This is a genomic window from Psychrobacter sp. P11G5 (genome assembly GCF_001593305.1).
Lineage (GTDB): Bacteria > Pseudomonadota > Gammaproteobacteria > Pseudomonadales > Moraxellaceae > Psychrobacter.
The window spans coordinates 705,198-723,519 of the sequence record NZ_CP012533.1; the positions used below are offsets into that span (position 1 = coordinate 705,198).

The following is an 18,322-nucleotide window of genomic DNA, read 5'->3' on the forward strand; positions in this document are numbered from 1 at the left end:
TTCTCTTTGTGACAGTAACGCAGTGTAATATGAGTAATGGTTGCCAAAACCTTTATTCTAAGCTGAACTTACTGTCTCCGGACTCATCGGTCTACAATGACTAAGATAAACTTATTATTTTTAGATGTTAAAAGTTAAGTACAGTATCTGCAACCTTCAATAATGCATTATGTAAGGTAAAGTGCGACCGTTCTGTCGGTATGTTGCTCATACTATTGCAATTTGTGTTGTCACTAGGTTTGGCATTTATCTGACTATATCTAATTACTTTAATGTTTTTACATTTTTTACTAATAATAAGCTTCTTTTATAAATGCTTTAATCAGCATCTTGTCACTGTATATCGGTAAACTCCTATCAAAAACTGACCAGATAAATTGCTATGTTTGGGTAACCTGCTGTCTTGTAATACAGCTGTGCTCTGACATGGTGATCACATATTATTGATAAGGTGATGACAGTGACGCAAACTACGCAAAGTCCGAACATGACCGGACATACCCAAACGGGTAATGCTGCCAAGAATTTCGATGAAAAACAACAGTTAATCGCTGAAGGTAGCGCTCAGCCTGTGATGTTATCCGGTGCTGAAATGCTGGTGCAATCACTAACCGATGAAGGTGTCGAATATATTTTTGGCTATCCAGGCGGTGCTGTTCTGCACATTTATGATGCTCTGTTCCAGCAAGACAATATCGAACATATTCTAGTTCGCCATGAGCAAGCGGCAGGCCATATGGCAGATGCTTATTCGCGAGTAACTGGCAATACTGGGGTGGTACTAGCGACATCAGGACCTGGTGCTACCAATACGGTTACTGCTATTGCTACAGCTTTTATGGACTCAATACCGATGGTTGTTATTGCAGGGCAAGTACCGAGTAGCTTGATCGGTGAAGATGCCTTCCAAGAAACAGATATGGTTGGTGTTTCGCGTCCTATCGTTAAGCATAGCTTTCAAGTACGCCATGCCAGTGAGATTCCAACGATTGTAAAAAAGGCATTCCATATCGCAAGGTCAGGCCGTCCAGGTCCTGTCGTCATTGACGTACCTAAAGATATGACTGCACCTAACGAAAAGTACGCTTATGAATATCCAAGTGAAGTATTCATGCGTTCTTACCAGCCATCTGTGAAAGGGCATAGTGGTCAGATCAAAAAAGCTATTGAAACTCTATTAGCTGCTAAGCGTCCAATCATATATTCGGGTGGTGGTGTGGTTCTGGGTGATGCCCATAAAGAACTAACAAGCTTGGCTCATAAGCTAAACTTGCCAGTGACTAATACTCTTATGGGTCTTGGTGGTTTTCCAGGCTCTGATCGTCAATTTTTAGGCATGTTAGGGATGCATGGTACGTACGAAGCAAACATGACTATGCACCATTCAGATGTTATCTTGGCAGTTGGTGCACGTTTCGATGACCGTGTGACCAATAACGTTAAAAAATTCTGTCCAAACGCTACTATTATTCATATTGATATTGATCCAACGTCAATCTCTAAAACGATTATGGCGCATATTCCGATTGTTGGTGACGTCAAGTCAGTACTTACTGAAATGTTAGCAATGGTTGGCGACGATAAAGAGCTGGATCAACATGCGTTATTAGATTGGTGGGCACAAATTAATGAATGGCGTACGCGTCATGGTTTACGTTATGACACCAGTACAGAGCATGGCATCAAGCCACAAAGTGTCGTACAGGCCTTGTGTAAAATCACTGATGGTAATGCGATCATTACAAGTGATGTTGGGCAACATCAAATGTTCGCTGCACTCTACTATACTTATAAAGAACCTCGTCAGTGGCTTAACTCAGGTGGACTTGGTACTATGGGTGTTGGCTTGCCTTATGCGATGGCAGCTAAGCTTGTTAACCCTGAGCGCGATGTGGTCTGCATCACAGGTGAAGGCTCTATTCAGATGAATATTCAAGAGTTATCAACTTGCTTACAGTATAATCTGCCAGTAAAAATACTGAACTTGAATAATGCACAGTTGGGTATGGTTAAACAGTGGCAGGATATGCTTTATGAAGGTCGTCATGCGCAGTCTTATATGAACTCGCTACCAGATTTTGTAAAATTGGCCGAAAGCTATGGTCACGTGGGTATCAAAATCACTGATCCTGACAAAATGGAAGAGCAGTTGGCTGAAGCGATGGCCATCAAAGATAAGCTAGTATTTATTGACGTTTACGTTGATCGTAATGAGCATGTATATCCAATGCAAATCGCTGGTCAGACGATGCGCGACATGTGGTTATCAAAAGGGGAGCGTACCTAATGCAACAACATCTGATTTCGGTATTAATGGAAAACGAAGCGGGGTCGTTGTCGCGGTTAGTCGGCTTATTCTCCCAGCGTGGTTATAATATTGAGACTCTAAACGTCGCACCGACAGAAGACCCCTCTATCTCACGCTTGACGCTGACAACTATCACGTCACCCGAAAAAATTGAACAAATTACCAAGCAGTTGCATAAGCTGATTGAAGTCATTAAAGTATTGAACTTATCTGATAATGTGCACGTTGAACGTGAACTGATGCTGATTAAGGTTCGTGCTACTGGCAGTATACGTGAAGAAATCAAACGCAGTGCTGACATCTTCCGTGCACAGATTGTTGATGTGAATTCGAACTTATATACTATCCAAATCGTTGGTGATACCGCTAAGCTGGACGGTTTCATTGATACTATCGGTCGTGAGCGTGTATTAGAAGTAGTACGCTCAGGCGTGATTGGTATTGCTCGCGGTGAAAAAACACTAAGCATATAATATTACCTTGTTTAAAATTAATCTATTAACATTTACTACTAAGCTTATATCGCTGACTATTCCAAGAAAGTATTTGTGAAAGGTAACTGCGATATAAGTAACTACTACCCATGGCTTTCCATGATTGAGGAAAAGGACTCTACCTATGAACGTTTTTTACGATAAAGATTGTGATCTATCTATCATCCAAGGCAAAAAAGTTGCCATTATTGGTTATGGTTCACAAGGGCACGCCCATGCATTGAACTTGCAAGAATCTGGTGTGGATGTGACTGTTGGTCTACGCGCCAACTCTGGTTCATGGAAAAAAGCTGAAAATGCTGGCTTAAAAGTTTCTGAAGTAGAAGATGCGGTTAAAGCCGCTGACGTAGTCATGATTCTGACGCCTGATGAGTTCCAAAGACAACTGTATAGCGACGTGATTGAGCCTAATATTAAAGAAGGCGCTACGCTAGCTTTTGCTCATGGTTTCGCTATTCATTACAACCAAGTTGTACCACGTAAAGATCTTGACGTTATTATGGTTGCACCTAAAGCACCAGGTCATACGGTACGCTCTGAGTTTGTGAAAGGCGGCGGTATCCCTGACCTTATCGCTATCTATCAAGATGCTTCAGGTCAAGCCAAGCAGTTAGCACTATCTTACGCTGCTGGTGTTGGTGGTGGTCGTTCAGGTATTATCGAAACGACTTTCAAAGATGAGACTGAAACTGACTTATTTGGTGAGCAAGCAGTATTGTGTGGCGGCGCTGTTGAGCTAGTTAAAATGGGCTTTGAGACCCTAACCGAAGCTGGTTATGCACCAGAAATGGCTTACTTTGAGTGTTTACATGAGCTCAAGCTTATCGTCGACTTAATGTACGAAGGCGGCATAGCTGATATGAACTATTCAATCAGTAATAACGCTGAATATGGCGAGTATGTGACTGGTACGGAAGTAATTAATGAACAGTCACGCGAAGCTATGCGCAATGCCCTAAAACGCATCCAATCTGGTGAGTACGCGAAGATGTTCATCAATGAAGGCGCAACCAACTATCCATCTATGACTGCCCGTCGTCGTAATAACGCTGAGCATGAAATTGAGAAAACTGGTGCCAAACTTCGTGGCATGATGCCTTGGATCGGTGGTAACAAAATCATTGATAAAGACAAAAACTAAAAAGCTATATTTTAACTATTAGATCAGTTATTAAATAACAAAATTCTGAAGTTAATATTGATAGTAATTAAAACCCATGTTATCACTAGATAGCATGGGTTTTTTAATAATGGGTAATTGAGATGCGTGCTTTTAACAAGCTTGGATAATAACAGTAGTGCTCTTCACCATATGCATTCGAAAGCAACAAAAAATCCCGCTTGAAAATCTACGATAGCTGCCCAATATAGACAGCTGGCAGGCCATTTATCTAAAAATTGTTTGCTGTGGCTTAACAAGCTTAAACATAGTGGCGTCCAAGTTATCTTTTTTCTTTTCATTTATATTATAGGTTGTGTGCTGTGCAAATATCTTTTCCAGACTGGCTGACACCGCAATTAGCATATATCTTTTTCAGTGCCGTAGTTGCCGTTCTGATTTGGGTAGAGGGTGAAATGCTTAAGCGCACCAATGGCAAACTACCCAAATCTCTATTTTTCCAATTTAGCTCACTATTAGATACGTCTTGGTTCTTTGTCTCTGTAGTGATGATGTATGTCATTGATTTGACACCATTAGCAACTACGTTGCCTGCAGCTTATGGACTTTATACAATATTTGGTTGGATTTATGGTACGCGTTTACTTAAGCTTCGTGGTATCCCAGATTCTCCAGAAGACTTAGTGATACCTTCTAAATATATTGCTTACAGTCAATCATTTTCATTGATATTCTTTGGATTGTGTTTGTTAGTCTTGGTCTCTCCTTGGTTACCTGTTTTAAATCAATAATTAAATCAGAATAGTTTTCATGTTTAATTACATAAGTTCATCAAATTACCAACTTTACATTTACAAAACCTGCTAATTTAACACACCATTGACAATAAAAACTGCTATACTACAACTGTACTCAGGGAACTTTAGACAGAAATGGTTGGATATCATTAAGATATAATGCTATTTAGTCTGAGCTTTAGCTCATGATTCGACTGAGTATTTGTCAATTAATCGGTGATGACACAAGTCTCGCCAACAGTTAAAGAGTTAGGAAAATTTATGTCAGATAAAGTTGAAGGCACTGTAAAGTGGTTTAATGAAGCTAAAGGTTTTGGTTTTATCGCTCAAGACAATGGCGGACAAGACGTATTCGCTCACTACAGCGCTATCCAAGGTAACGGTTTTAAAACTCTAGCCGAAGGTCAAAAAGTGTCTTTCATCTTAGGTGATGGCAAGAAAGGCCCACAAGCTGAGCAAATCGAAGCTATCTAATCTTACTTATTGTTAATTTTGACCGATTTATCAGTCATTGTTAATACTAAAAGATTCTATATAAGCCAAGATTAATTTGTTGTATAACAACAAACATATTGTTTAGACTGTATATTAAAAGCAACCTCTTATCAGGTTGCTTTTTTTTGTCAAAAAAACGAGTCCATAGCTTTGTTTAAAGTGCTTAATAATCTATTTAATAATAAATATTAAATCATTAACTATCAGTAAAATAGTGCAATAAGGTGATATTATGAAATGGGAAGCGTGGTTTTCAATTGATTGGCAACAAGTATTCGGCATCTCTTTATCTGCCATAGGTTTTTATGTTGGCCTAATGATATTTACGCGCTTTATGGGACTACGTAGTTTCTCTAAGTTGTCAAGCCATGACTTTGCAATGACGGTAGGTATTGGTAGTATTTTGGCATCAACAGTATTGTCTGATTCGCCATCATTACTACAAGGGTTGTTTGCAGTTGGCGTACTGTTTATCATTCAAGGGCTTGTCTCAATTATAAGGCGCAAAATTAAACCGTTAAAAGCATTGATTGATAATCAACCGATTATCCTAATGGCGCATGGTGAGTACTTTTGGGATAATCTGAAAGAAGCCAATTTGAGTACTAGCGATGTACAACAGGTATTGCGCAAAAATAGTGTCAAGTCAAAATCACAGGTCTTTGTGGTGATTATGGAAACGACTGGCGATATGAGCGTGATTAAAAACGATGATGTAAGACCTGATTGGTCATTATTTGACGACGTGCGTGATAGTGAGATGCTAATTAATCCTGCTAAAACTGCACCAATAAAAGATGCTTTGAACAATGTTTAGCTAAACTATGTAATAATAAAATTTCAATAGAATAAAAGCCTAGGAATGCTACAAAGGTAAGAACTATTGAATTTTGAACAATAAAATCATGATATTTCACTAAAAACGCTATGTTTTAAATGAATAGTGACAAATTTATGACGCATTATTCACGGCGTTGTCTTGACCTTATCGAGATGCTCACGCAAGATAGTTAGGTCTAATAATCTAAGCCTGATGAGTAGTGGCTAGCAAACTCAGTCATGACTTTTAAGTAAGATTTTGAACCAAAATAAATCAATGGTTGTTGATTTATATTTTTTAATTCATAACATTAATAAACGAGGAACGTATGAAAGCATTAGTCGCGGTCAAGCGTGTCATTGATTACAACGTAAAAGTTCGTGTAAAAGCTGATAACTCTGGTGTAGATCTATCGAACACCAAAATGTCTATCAACCCATTTGATGAGATTGCAGTAGAAGAAGCAGTTCGTCTAAAAGAAGCTGGCGTGATCGATGAGATTATTGTAGCTTCAATTGGTCCAAAAGAATCACAAGAGCAGATTCGTGCGGCTCTAGCATTGGGTGCTGACCGTGGTGTTTTGGTACAAACTGATGCCAAGCCATATCCACTACAAGTCGCTAAGATTTTGAAGAGTATTGCTGAGCAAGAGAGTACTGATATTATCTTGTTGGGTAAACAGGCTATTGATGACGACAATAACCAAACAGGTCAGATGCTTGCTGCACTAATGGGTATCGGTCAAGGTACGTTTGCTTCAGAAGTGAAAGTTGAAGGCGACAAAGTAAACGTTACTCGTGAAGTCGATGGCGGCTTGCAAACAGTTGCGCTTTCACTACCTGCAGTTATCACTACTGACTTACGTCTGAACGAACCACGCTATGCAAAACTGCCTAACATTATGAAAGCGAAGAAAAAGCCGCTTGATGAAAAAACTCCAGCAGATTTTGGCGTAGACATGACCTCTAAGCAAGAAATCACTAAAGTTATGCCACCTGCTGAGCGTAAAGCTGGTATTACAGTGGCCTCAGTTGATGAATTGGTCGATAAGCTAAAAAATGAAGCAAAAGTAATTTAATATTTGCGATGGTGTTTATAGGGTTTCGATGTCCTAAACGCCGTATTTAAACAGCTATCTGACGACATGAACCAATAAATAAAGGACAAAAAAATGGCAATTTTGGTATATGCAGAACATGACAATGCCAGTCTAAAAAAGGCAACTTTGAATACAATTGCAGCTGCTAAGCAAATGGGTGACGACATTCATGTGTTGGTCGCTGGTAGCGGTAATCAAGCAGTCGCTGACGAAGCGGCAAAAGTTGAAGGCGTAAGCAAAGTACTACTAGCAGACAATGCAGCTTATGAGCATCAAATGGCAGAAAATATCTCGCTATTGGTTGCAGATATCGCTGGAGATTACAGCCATATCATCGCTCCTGCTACGACAACAGGCAAGAACTTCATGCCACGTACAGCGGCTTTACTAGATGTAAGCATGCTGTCGGAAATCTCTGCTGTCATAGATGCACAAACTTTTGAGCGTCCTATTTATGCTGGCAACGCGACTGCTACTGTTAAGACAACGGAAGACAAAGTGGTATTGACAGTACGTACGACTGCTTTTGATCCAGTCGCTGCTGAAGGCGGTTCTGCAACTGTTGAGACAATCGACAATGTACAGGAATCTGGCAAATCAAGCTTCGTCAACGAAGAGATGGCTAAATCTGACCGTCCTGAATTAACGTCAGCTTCAATCGTCGTATCTGGTGGTCGCGCCTTAGCAAATGGTGAAAACTTCACTAAATATATTGAGCCATTAGCAGATAAATTAGGCGCTGCTGTTGGTGCATCACGTGCCGCTGTTGATGCTGGCTACGTACCTAACGATATGCAGGTTGGTCAAACGGGTAAAATCGTCGCACCAGATCTATATATCGCTGCTGGTATCTCCGGTGCTATTCAGCATTTGGCAGGTATGAAAGACTCTAAGGTTATCGTTGCAATCAATAATGACCCAGAATCTCCAATCGCCAGTGTTGCTGATTATTTCTTAGAAGCTGATTTATTTGAAGCATTACCTGAGCTAACTAGCAAAATCTAAGTTAGACAGATAATCTATAAAAAATCCCGCTATCATCGCATCGATAGCGGGATTTTTTATGTTTAAACGCTAAGCTAATATAGCTATTTCACTTTAACTATATGTGAACTTAGTTGTAACGGCGCTGACGTAGCGTCTCATAAAGACATAGCGCCCCTGCAATCGCAACATTGAGGCTCTCTTGTCCATTGGGCTGTGGTAATGCAATAGGGGTGGCACATTGCATAAGCTCCTCGCAAACGCCTTGACCTTCATGTCCCATAATCCAAGCAGTAGGAGCTGTCAGATCATGCTCATAAATCAAAGTGTCAGTATGTGAGCTGGTCGCAAGCAATGGAGTTTGCACATAGTCTAAAATATCTTGACTACTCAAACCCTCATAAATAGTTAGCGCAAACTGCGCACCCATTCCTGCTCGTAGCGTCTTGGGTGACCATGCTTGTGCAGTTGCGCTAGTGCATAACACTGTATCAATACCAACCGCCGCTGCAGTGCGTAATAGCGTACCAACATTACCACTATCTTGTACATCGTTCAGGATCAGGCAGTCATAATCTATCATCGTTAAGCTTGGTGCTGGTATATTGATAATCGCCATGATATCAATGCCTGTACCTAGACTTCTAATGCTTTCATAAAGTGCATCTGACAAAGTTAAGATACTAGTGTAAGTCGGTAGGCGCGTTAAGATTTGCTGAACCTCAGGATGCTTGTGCGCTGATTCGGCTAGTAGTATTTGGACGAACGGATAGTCGCTACGTAGGGCCGCGTCAATAAGATGCACACCTTCAAGTACCGTCTGACCTTGTTTTTTACGCTGACGTGCCTGAGACAAAAGTGCTTTTACGAGCTTAACGGAAGTGTTTTTGTCTGAAGTGATTAGCTCGGTAGGTTCTAATGTCATAGTTGACTGCTTAAGAATAAAGGTAAAATTAACAACACCAAAAATGAGCCAGTCTAAGTTGTTTTTTTAACATTGGTCTGGCTACTTTTGATGTATAGGGCAAAGTCATGAAAAGTAATAAAAAAGTATTACTTATTTATCGCCATGCTTTAGATGTAAGTCTTTAATGTAGTCGACTTCGTTTTTACTACCAAGTACTACAGGGACACGTTGGTGAATATCAGTTGGGGCTATATCTAAAATACGATTTGTCGCATCAGTTGCACTACCGCCAGCACGTTCAATGAGTAGGCTCATTGGATTGGCTTCATACATCAAACGTAATTTGCCAGCTTTATTGGCATATTTGGTGTCAAAAGGATAAGTGAATAGCCCACCGCGGCATAAGATACGGTGTACATCACCAACCATGGCTGCCACCCAGCGCATGTTGAAATCACGACCACGTACTCCGGTATCGCCAGCGATTAGCTCATCAATATACTGCTGCATGGGTGCACGCCAATAACGATAGTTTGAACTATTGATAGCATATTCGCTGGTATCGGCATCGATCTGTACATTGTCTTCGACTAGCACGTAATCATTGTTATCTGGATCTAAGCTGAACATAACCACGTTATCAGCTACCGTCAATGCCAGCATGGTAGACGTACCATATAATAAATAACCTGCTGCAAGCTGTGCATTACCAGCCTGTAGGAAATCACTGTTCTCACTAGTTTGCCCTTGGCGCTGGTAGGGTAGAATAGAAAAAATCGTCCCTACTGCCATATTGATATCGATGTTCGATGAGCCATCAAGGGGGTCAAATAATACGAGCAAGCTACCATCGGCATTGGCAGGAGTAGCATCATCTAGCTCTTCTGAAGCGACGCCAGCACAATGCTTGTTTTGTGCTAAAGCATCTAGAAGTAAGTCATTAGCCAATACATCAAGCTTCTTTTGCTCTTCACCTTGGACGTTTTGATTACCTGCTTCCCCTAAAATATCTGCCAGTGCTCCTTTTCTGAGCAGCTGTGAGATGGTTTTGCCGACTTCAGTAATAGTCGTAATTACATCGCCAACAGCGGAGTCGGTTTTTCGTTCTTTTAGATAGTGTGCTAAGGTCGTCATAATACTTCCTAATAAATGAGATGAGTGGTAAAAGGTAGAGAAATAATAAGTTTTAAAATACAGTAGATTAAGCTTGTCACTTGGGTCATTCTAAATAAGCTAAGTATTCATTTAAATGAGTAAATATGCAAATAGCAGACACGTTATCTTTGTCCTGACTGCAAAATCAGCTACACTATATCTATTATTATTGATAATTTAGTTAGACTTGCCGCTTACTACTTGCCGTTTATTATAAGAAACATTAGTCTTTTTATAAAAGCGAATAAGGCCATGTATGCCAATGCGGTAAAGTGTAGCAAATAAGTGCCAATATGTCCTTGTGTCTGTACACATGGTGATGATTATAAATGAATAAACCGATATGATTGACTCGATATAAACCCATAATAAAGACTTACCATTATGCCAACTTCCAAGAAAAATATGCCTATCAATACTATATCACCATCCAAATATGCCAAATTCGATCACGATACTATTCACCAAAGACTCAACACTTCGCTTAGCCGCCCACAGCTAAATGAAGACGGTAGTCTGCGTCATTTCCTAGGGGTTGAAGGATTAAATAAAGCACAGCTACAAGCAATTATTGCTAAAGCAGAGACTTTTTTTGATGAAAATGGTCTGTTGGTTAATCGGCCTGAGCTTGATGGTTGTACAGTAATGAACCTGTTCTTTGAGCCGTCAACTCGTACTCGTACTACCTTTGAAGTAGCAGAAAAGCGTCTTGGGGCCAATGTATTAAACATCGATATTGCCCGCTCTAGTACAAAAAAAGGCGAGAGTTTACGCGATACGCTATGGAATTTGGAGGCAATGACAGCTGATATTTTTGTTGTACGTCATTCAGCATCAGGGGCTGCACATTTTATGGCGACTGAAGTGACACCGGATATCGCTATTATTAATGGCGGTGATGGCTGGCACGCACATCCGACTCAAGGTATGCTCGATATGTTGACTATCCATCGTGAAGCGCCGCGTCCATTTGAAGAGCTATCGGTGGCTATTATCGGTGATATTAAGCATTCTAGAGTAGCGCGCTCAGATATTAGCGCCTTAAAAACCCTTGGGGTTAAAGATATTCGTGTGATTGCCCCACGTACTTTATTGCCTAAAGGGATTGAGCGTTTTGGTGTTCAAGTCTACGAAGATATGAATAGCTGTGTGACTGACTGTGATGTCATTATGGGACTTAGAATTCAAAATGAACGTATTGGCTCACCGCTACTGGCATCATCAAGTGAATATTACAAACACTATGGTATTACACCTGAACGGGTGGCATTGGCTAAGCCTGACGCCCTAGTTATGCATCCAGGGCCGATGAATCGTGGTATTGAGATTGCATCAAATGTGGCCGATGGCGCGCAGTCTGTTATTTTAAAGCAAGTAAGCAATGGCGTTGCGATTCGAATGGCGGTGCTCTCACTAGCCATGGAAGGCCAACGTGCCCACCAAGCGGCCAGAAATTCACAAAAAAACGAATAATCAGTAAAGGTAAAATTAACACTTTATGGTTTACGTTCGCCTGTTAAGCCTTTCTATTTTATTCATTTAATTATTATTTATATGGTAAAAAAGCTCATGACTAATCCCGTCGCTACTGATGCGCAGATGACAGATTTACTTCCTAATGCTTTCAAAAAATCGTTACCGAGTGAGGCGATTGCTAAACTAGCAAATCTTGAGGCTGGTCGAGAGACTTGGCTGCTACCACCACTGGTGGATTTGTGTGCGCGTCTGCGAGAGCCTGGTCAGCAGCAGCATGGCACCCTAATTTCAGAAGGCCGTGCTGCCCGCGCTAATGGATTTTTGCATGTTATTACGCCACCCGATACAAGTCCTATCCTAGAAAATGGCTCGCTACTTAAAGGTCTTCGCGAACGTGCATTGCTCGATGGTGGTATCCATTTACATATTTTAGGCGCTTTGACTGAAGGCTTGCGAGGAGAGAATCCCTCGAATATCGCAGGCCTAAAAAAAGGTGGCTGTATCGCAGTCTCTAACGCGCGTAGGCCTTTTAGCAATGATTTGGTACTGCTACGCACCTTGGAGTATGCAGCAACCTTTGGCATGAAGGTATTCTTCTATCCTGATGAGGCAAGTCTGTCTGGTGATGGGGTAGCGCATGAAGGTTATATCGCCTCTTATCACGGACTACAAGGTATTCCTTGGATTGCTGAGACGGTAGCATTGTCCACCCAGTTACTGATGGTAGAAGAGACAGGCATTGCTGCGCATTTTAGTCAATTATCATGTAAGTCTTCAGTTGAGCTAATGCGCTGGGCGAAAGATAAAGGCCTGCCCGTGACTTGTGATGTGGCTATGCATCAGCTATATCTAACGGATGACAATCTAGAAGGCTTCAACGCCCAAGCTTATGTGCTACCGCCGTTGCGTAGTAACACGGATCAGCAAGCACTGCTTCGCGGGCTTAAAGATGGGACTATTGATGCAATTTGTAGTCATCACGAGCCTTTAAATTCTACAGCAAAAAAAGCCCCCTTTGCTGAGAGTACGCCTGGTATTTCAAACTTTGATACGTTTATGGCGCTAGCCTGTCAGTTAGTGAAAGATGAGGTGTTAACGCTAGAGCAGCTGGTAGACAAGATTTGCATTAACCCGGCACAAATTGCTGGTATAAGTAACAAATATGAAAGCATGGGCGGTGCAATATTGGTTGACCCTAACCTTGAATGGCAAGTGACGACAGATACTATGTTATCGAATGGCAAAAATACGCCATTCTTTAATCAGTACTTGCAAGGTCGAGTCGTGGAGACCTTCTTTGGCTAATTCGCCTCAGCAGAATGGTAACTTGCCACCATCTTCAGCCAGCAAAAACCATAAGTCTCTAGGAGATGATGACAATCTGCCGAGTAAAATGGATAGTGAGTCTAGTGAATCAATTAAGGCGGTGGCAATCTACGAGATTGTCAAAGGTACTGGTGCGCTGTCAGGTGCTTTTGCATTATGGTTTTGGCATACTGATCTAGGGCATTGGTTAGCCACGGCAACGGACTCATGGCAATATTATTTTGGAAACCTGCTGACCCCGCAGATTGACAGTGTTGTGCAACTGGCTCAGCAAGCAAGCAAAAATTGGCCACTTTTCATGCTATTGATTTTCGCTTACGTTAGTCTGCGTTTCATTGAAGCTTATGGATTATGGCAAGATAAGACCTGGGCATATTGGTTTAGTGTCATCGGTTATGGAATATTTATCCCTATCGAGTTGTACTACTTGATCGTTAGCCCGTTTGATTGGTTCAAATTGGGTATTTTGGTGTTAAATATTATTATTGTGGTTGTGGTCTATCGCAATATGAAGCGAAAGGGGTTGATATAAAATGACACACGAACTTTATAATCGTCCTTTTGTAATCACCATAAATTATAGCTATCATAGAAATTCTAGTGTGAAAACCAAAGAGCCAGCATTAAAGATAATATCTAGTGCTGGCCCTTTGTTTACATAGCTTAGCCATAAGTTGATTAAGCTTATAATCGATTTTGTTGCACAGGCTGGATCATTTTGGCAACTTTACCGATGCTTAGTCCTTGCACTAAGATTGAGAATACTACCACAGCATAAGTCAGTGCCAATAGAATGTCGCGCTCTGTTCCGGACGGCAGCTGTAATACTAAGGCAACTGAAATACCGCCACGCAGCCCGCCCCATGTCAGTACTTTCCAAGCACCTTCTGGTAGCTTCAATTGGCGGCTAAAGGTTTTAGTAGTCATGCCTACGACAATAAGGCGAGCAAGTAGGGCAATAATAATGGTCAAGCCACCAGCGATAAATAAATTACCTGAGTAGGCAATAACGACTACTTCAAGACCGATCAAGACGAATAAAATCGCGTTTAAAATTTCATCAATTAATTCCCAAAATAAATCAATATAATGGCGAGTCTTGTCGCTCATCGCCAGCTCACGACCACGATTTCCGACCATTAAGCCCATCATCACCATCGCTAGTGGTCCTGACAAATGCCAATGGCTGGCTAGCGCGTAACCACCTATCACGCCTGCAAGCGTCAATAGCACTTCTTCTTGATAGCTATCAATACTTTTAATCATGTAGTACAAAATGGCCCCGAGTATCAAACCAAAGATGATACCGCCACCCGCTTCAACAGCTAGAGTATGTGCCACATAATTAGCCGTTGGAATATCACCACTGGATAAAATACCGAGCAATAAGACGAATATAACGACACCAATGCCATCGTTAAATAATGATTCGCCAGCGATGACAGTTTCAATGCTTTTTGGGGCACCTGCAGACGCTAAAATACCCATAACCGCAATAGGATCTGTAGGCGATATCAACGCGCCAAACAATAAGCACCAAATAAAAGGTAGCCCGAAGCCAAGTAACGGCAGCACAAAGTAAAGAGCAGTGGCGATAAGTACTGCTGACACTACGGTACCAATACAGGCAAGGATGCCAATCGGTAGTCTATAACGCTTCAAATCGCCAATATTTACGTGTAGAGCACCGGCAAATAAGAGCATGGAGAGCATGCCATCAAGCAATACTTCAGTGAAATCTAGCTGATCTAATAAACTAACCTCATAATCAATAAGCTGATCAAAGCCTAAAAAACCTAAAAATATCGCTACCATAGATAATACGATAGAGATGACCATCACACCGATAGTGGTTGGTAAACCAATAAAGCGGTGATTGATATAGGTCAATAAAGCGGTAATCGATAAAAAGATGGCGCTGATTTCGAGTATGGTTAGGCTGGTCGCAGATGCCATAAAAGAGGTCTCAAGTGAGTATAAAAATTGTCGTAAGGCTAAAGGTTATTAAGCCCAGATACCGTGCTGGTTTAGTTGCTTTAACCTTCACTTATATTCGTAACTAATATATAACTAAACCTGTGCTTATATATTCGACTACACCATAACTATCTACCTTGATTGTGTCTGCAAGGCTTTATAAATATGCGCATCGAACTCGCTAATATATTCAAAATGTTGATGTTGAGCATTATCATTATGAATAAACTGCCGTGCTTGTTGACACATAGCCAGCAAATCCTCTACTAGCTCCCTATAACTTAGGTTGGCTTGACCCGCGTGTTCAATCAAAGTCAGCTCACGTAATAATGTTTGCCGCTGTGCGCTATTTACTCGAGCATAATTTAGATCAGTTACTGCCTGACAAAGTGCCTTTAACACCATTAAATCAGTAGTAGCATAACGACGTATTTCACCCAGCGAGGTTTCGATAAAATCAGATATTTTTGGCGTTCGGGTAACGAGAGCCAGTATTGCTATTCGTGGCTGATTAACCGTAATATCAGATTCATCCTTATCTTTTGGTGGCGTATAAAAATGATAAGGGCTAGGTGGCTGCCGACGCATCATTAAGCTCAAGCAAATAGTTAAGGATTGCACACAGTTTACCGCTGTCTTGGGATCATTAATGCCGGGAGATAAGGCTCGTACAGCGATTTCAGTTATCTGTCCTAAGCTTGAGCCAATATCATTAGAATATGCCGACTGGCGTTCAAAATGAAGACAAGTAGCAAAGCGTTGCCAAAATATTCCATCAGGTGCATGTGGGGAGATTGCTAGCTGAGAGGTTGTAGTCTTTTCTAGATTGCTTATATGACCTGCTGGGCGCTGATAAAAATGCCCTATGACATTTTTATCAGTGACAAAATCACCGAGATTGGTATGTAATTGCACCATGCCACCATAGTCTTTTGCTAGGGTAATGAGTGACTCAAAATACATCTGTTGTAGATAGCCTGAGCTTGGTGCATAGATAGGAGTAGCGCGCCAAGAATGATAATGTTCAATGTCACTATCCGCTACATCTTGCTGATGCTGAATATCGCAGTTATCGCTATACCAGTAATGAATGTTTTTGATAGTGTCATTACTGGCTCCTTGAATGACACGTGACGCTTGAATAGCATGCACCATATGTTGTACAAAATAAACCAACAACAATGCGCAAACAATTGCCATAAAGATAGCAAAGGTTACTGATAGGTGCGGCACACCAAAATCCACATCATACTTATGAATAGATTTTAAAACCAACAAGCTATAGCTAAACGTACCGATGAAGGCACCAAGCACGAACTGATTTGATTTATCAGTCAGAAAGTTACGTAAGAGTCGTGGCCCAAACTGTGACGAGGCCATAGAAAGGACGGCAATGGTAATCGAAAAAGTGGTACCAGCTACGCCTAATACCGCTCCTGCAATCGTGGTCATAATAGATCTTGCAGAGGAATCATCACCTGTAAAAGCAAAACTAATATCCCTAACGGTTGCACGATCAAATTGTTGATCGATAGCGATGAACAAAGGTGCTAACAGTAATCCTGTCAGCACACAAGCAGTTGGAATGAACCAATAAGAGCCAATCAGCTGCTGCCATAGATTTCTTAAGCGATCAGGTAAGTCCGTTAGTGTCTGTAGCGACCATAACTGCGCAAACTGCTTTAGCCAATAGAGACTTGCCGTTAGTACACGTTTGAGCAGATTATCTTTTGTGTCGTCAGTCACTGCCATAGGCTCCAAAGGGTTTGTAATAGATTTTTTAATGTTTTCTAATGAACGTTATTTAACAGCGTTACCTAATAAGGTTATAGCGCTTATCTATTTGCTTGTGGATTATCCGCTTCAGTAATGATATTGCCGCTAGTGTTGGCACTATTATTAGTTGTACCTTTATCGTCTTCCATACTGTCATTCGGAATTAAAATCTCGTTATTATTGTTATCGCATATTACATCACTGTCTTTATCATAAGCGGCTGCTTCAAAACGTAGTGCATCTCTATTGTCATCAACATGATGATTGGAAGTTTGTTCAGATGATTCTTTTTTATAATCTACTGGTGTTTTTTTGCGTGGCTGACTGTGAGAGAAAATCGCGGACAATGGTAAGTTAAGTTGTTCTTGAGCACAGGCTTCGGTATTCACAAATCGACGTACCAATAAGCTCAACCATGGTTGTTGATTTTCACTCTTCATCTCATCAAGCTCATCCTTGATTGGTAATGGATAAGGTAGGGTACGATAGAAGTCCCATAGCGTCATTCTGCTAAGGTCTTTTTTAAGTACGTAATCATCATCTTCAGTCATCGTAATGAGTTTGCTGTCCTTTAAGTAATTGATATAGGTATACCATTTGGGTAATTCTTTACGACCCAATACGTTACGTAGGTCTTGCTCGCTAACGGCATCGCCTTTTAGATGACTGGTGTACACCAAATTCAGCATATCAAGCAAGCTTAATAGTGGATGGCGTGGATAAACTTCCTCAGTCTCAAAAATGGTTAAGGTATAGCTAATCTCAACGCCTAATAGGATTAAATTCCACGATAAATATATCCATAGCAAGAAAATTGGCAAAGCAGCAAACGCACCATATATAGCTTCATAGCTGGTAAAGTTGCTCATCACTGTGCCGAAGATATGCTTTAGTAGCTCAAATACTACTGCAACAAATATACCAGCAATGGCCGCATTTTTTACGGGTACGCGTGCTTTAGGAATGAACCAATACATACCAATAAATCCTGCAATCGTGACGCCGATAGAGACCATTTGTACCCAAAATGACCAGTCAATACCATAGCCGCCAATTTGTTGATTCAAAAAGCTAAGGCTCTGTACTGTACTAGAGGCAATGAATGCAGTACCCAGTACTAAAGGTCCCAAAGTGACGATAGTCCAATAGCGCAGCATACTCTTAATGCCGCCCGAACGGTCTTCCACTCGCCAGATCTGATTAAACGCACGTTCAATAGTCGTCAAGGTTACGATGGTCGTGACAAATAAAATCATTGCCCCGATAGCCGTCAAGTTGGACGATTTTTCAGCGAAGCTATTGATATATTCACTGACTTGCATGCTTGATTGCGGTAGCAAGTTACTATAAATCACTTCATATATCTGCGCTCTGACTGAAGCAAGTGCGGGAACTGAAGATAAAATCATCAATAGTACGGTCAACATGGGTACAATTGATAGCATAGTGGTATAGGTAAGAGAGGCCGCTTTCTGTTGGCAATTATCTTCAAAAAAATGCCGTATTAAAAATCGTAAGAATTGAAACCAGCGTTGATGTGTAAACGGGATTTTTTTTAATAAGTTTTCCATGACGACCATTTAGCGAG

At 41.0% G+C, this 18,322-nt stretch carries 16 protein-coding genes; 11 read left to right on the forward strand and 5 right to left on the reverse strand.

The window, feature by feature from the left end; translation table 11 throughout:
• Nucleotides 1-574: 574 nt before the first annotated feature.
• The 8 genes from AK825_RS03055 (at nt 575) to AK825_RS03090 (ending at nt 8,138) form a co-directional block, all read left to right on the forward strand.
• Nucleotides 575-2,287 (forward strand): acetolactate synthase 3 large subunit, encoded by a 1,713-nt coding sequence (locus AK825_RS03055; RefSeq protein WP_068038961.1) that lies wholly within the window; start codon nt 575-577, stop codon nt 2,285-2,287.
• Nucleotides 2,287-2,781 carry an acetolactate synthase small subunit gene (gene ilvN, locus AK825_RS03060; protein WP_068034641.1) on the forward strand — a complete coding sequence of 165 codons (495 nt, stop codon included), beginning with the start codon at nt 2,287-2,289 and terminating at the stop codon, nt 2,779-2,781. Before AK825_RS03055 ends, ilvN begins: the two co-directional genes overlap by 1 nt.
• 145 nt (nt 2,782-2,926) lie before the next feature.
• Nucleotides 2,927-3,943: a ketol-acid reductoisomerase gene (gene ilvC / locus AK825_RS03065; RefSeq protein ID WP_068034643.1), complete on the forward strand. Its 1,017-nt coding sequence runs from the start codon at nt 2,927-2,929 to the stop codon at nt 3,941-3,943.
• A gap of 341 nt (nt 3,944-4,284) precedes the next feature.
• Nucleotides 4,285-4,713 carry a hypothetical protein gene (locus AK825_RS03070; protein WP_068034645.1) on the forward strand — a complete coding sequence of 143 codons (429 nt, stop codon included), beginning with the start codon at nt 4,285-4,287 and terminating at the stop codon, nt 4,711-4,713.
• A 267-nt stretch (nt 4,714-4,980) separates the two neighbouring features.
• Nucleotides 4,981-5,193: a cold-shock protein gene (locus AK825_RS03075; protein ID WP_057758834.1), complete on the forward strand. Its 213-nt coding sequence runs from the start codon at nt 4,981-4,983 to the stop codon at nt 5,191-5,193.
• Nucleotides 5,194-5,446: 253 nt separating this feature from the next.
• A complete protein-coding gene (locus AK825_RS03080; RefSeq protein ID WP_068034647.1) occupies nt 5,447-6,031 on the forward strand; it encodes a YetF domain-containing protein in 585 nt (194 codons plus the stop codon).
• Nucleotides 6,032-6,362: 331 nt separating this feature from the next.
• Nucleotides 6,363-7,112, forward strand: coding sequence for an electron transfer flavoprotein subunit beta/FixA family protein (locus AK825_RS03085; protein ID WP_068034649.1), 750 nt, complete (start codon nt 6,363-6,365; stop codon nt 7,110-7,112).
• Between the two features lie 93 nt (nt 7,113-7,205).
• Nucleotides 7,206-8,138: an FAD-binding protein gene (locus AK825_RS03090; RefSeq protein WP_068034651.1), complete on the forward strand. Its 933-nt coding sequence runs from the start codon at nt 7,206-7,208 to the stop codon at nt 8,136-8,138.
• A gap of 109 nt (nt 8,139-8,247) precedes the next feature.
• On the opposite strand, the gene AK825_RS03095 is transcribed toward AK825_RS03090, so the two are convergent.
• Both AK825_RS03095 and AK825_RS03100 read right to left on the reverse strand, forming a co-directional pair.
• A complete protein-coding gene (locus AK825_RS03095) occupies nt 8,248-9,042 on the reverse strand; it encodes an RNA methyltransferase (RefSeq protein ID WP_068034653.1) in 795 nt (264 codons plus the stop codon).
• Between the two features lie 132 nt (nt 9,043-9,174).
• Entirely contained in the window at nt 9,175-10,158 is a 984-nt protein-coding gene (locus tag AK825_RS03100; RefSeq protein WP_068034655.1) for a class 1 fructose-bisphosphatase, read from the reverse strand.
• A 405-nt stretch (nt 10,159-10,563) separates the two neighbouring features.
• Here AK825_RS03100 and AK825_RS03105 point away from each other — a divergent pair, with 405 nt between their 5' ends.
• The 3 genes from AK825_RS03105 to AK825_RS03115 all read left to right on the forward strand — a co-directional run bounded on the left by AK825_RS03105 (nt 10,564) and on the right by AK825_RS03115 (nt 13,513).
• Nucleotides 10,564-11,652: an aspartate carbamoyltransferase catalytic subunit gene (locus AK825_RS03105; RefSeq protein ID WP_068034657.1), complete on the forward strand. Its 1,089-nt coding sequence runs from the start codon at nt 10,564-10,566 to the stop codon at nt 11,650-11,652.
• A 126-nt stretch (nt 11,653-11,778) separates the two neighbouring features.
• Nucleotides 11,779-12,960: a dihydroorotase gene (locus AK825_RS03110; protein ID WP_068038965.1), complete on the forward strand. Its 1,182-nt coding sequence runs from the start codon at nt 11,779-11,781 to the stop codon at nt 12,958-12,960.
• A complete protein-coding gene (locus AK825_RS03115; RefSeq protein ID WP_068034659.1) occupies nt 12,953-13,513 on the forward strand; it encodes a DUF2127 domain-containing protein in 561 nt (186 codons plus the stop codon). Before AK825_RS03110 ends, AK825_RS03115 begins: the two co-directional genes overlap by 8 nt.
• Before the next feature lie 152 nt (nt 13,514-13,665).
• On the opposite strand, the gene AK825_RS03120 is transcribed toward AK825_RS03115, so the two are convergent.
• The 3 genes from AK825_RS03120 to AK825_RS03130 form a co-directional block, all read right to left on the reverse strand.
• Nucleotides 13,666-14,937 (reverse strand): sodium:proton antiporter, encoded by a 1,272-nt coding sequence (locus AK825_RS03120; RefSeq protein WP_068034661.1) that lies wholly within the window; start codon nt 14,935-14,937, stop codon nt 13,666-13,668.
• 153 nt (nt 14,938-15,090) lie between these two features.
• On the reverse strand, nt 15,091-16,710 hold the full coding sequence (locus tag AK825_RS03125; RefSeq protein WP_068034664.1) for a DUF2254 domain-containing protein: 1,620 nt from the start codon (nt 16,708-16,710) through the stop codon (nt 15,091-15,093).
• A gap of 83 nt (nt 16,711-16,793) precedes the next feature.
• Nucleotides 16,794-18,305, reverse strand: coding sequence for a YihY family inner membrane protein (locus AK825_RS03130; RefSeq protein WP_068034665.1), 1,512 nt, complete (start codon nt 18,303-18,305; stop codon nt 16,794-16,796).
• Nucleotides 18,306-18,322: the final 17 nt, after the last annotated feature.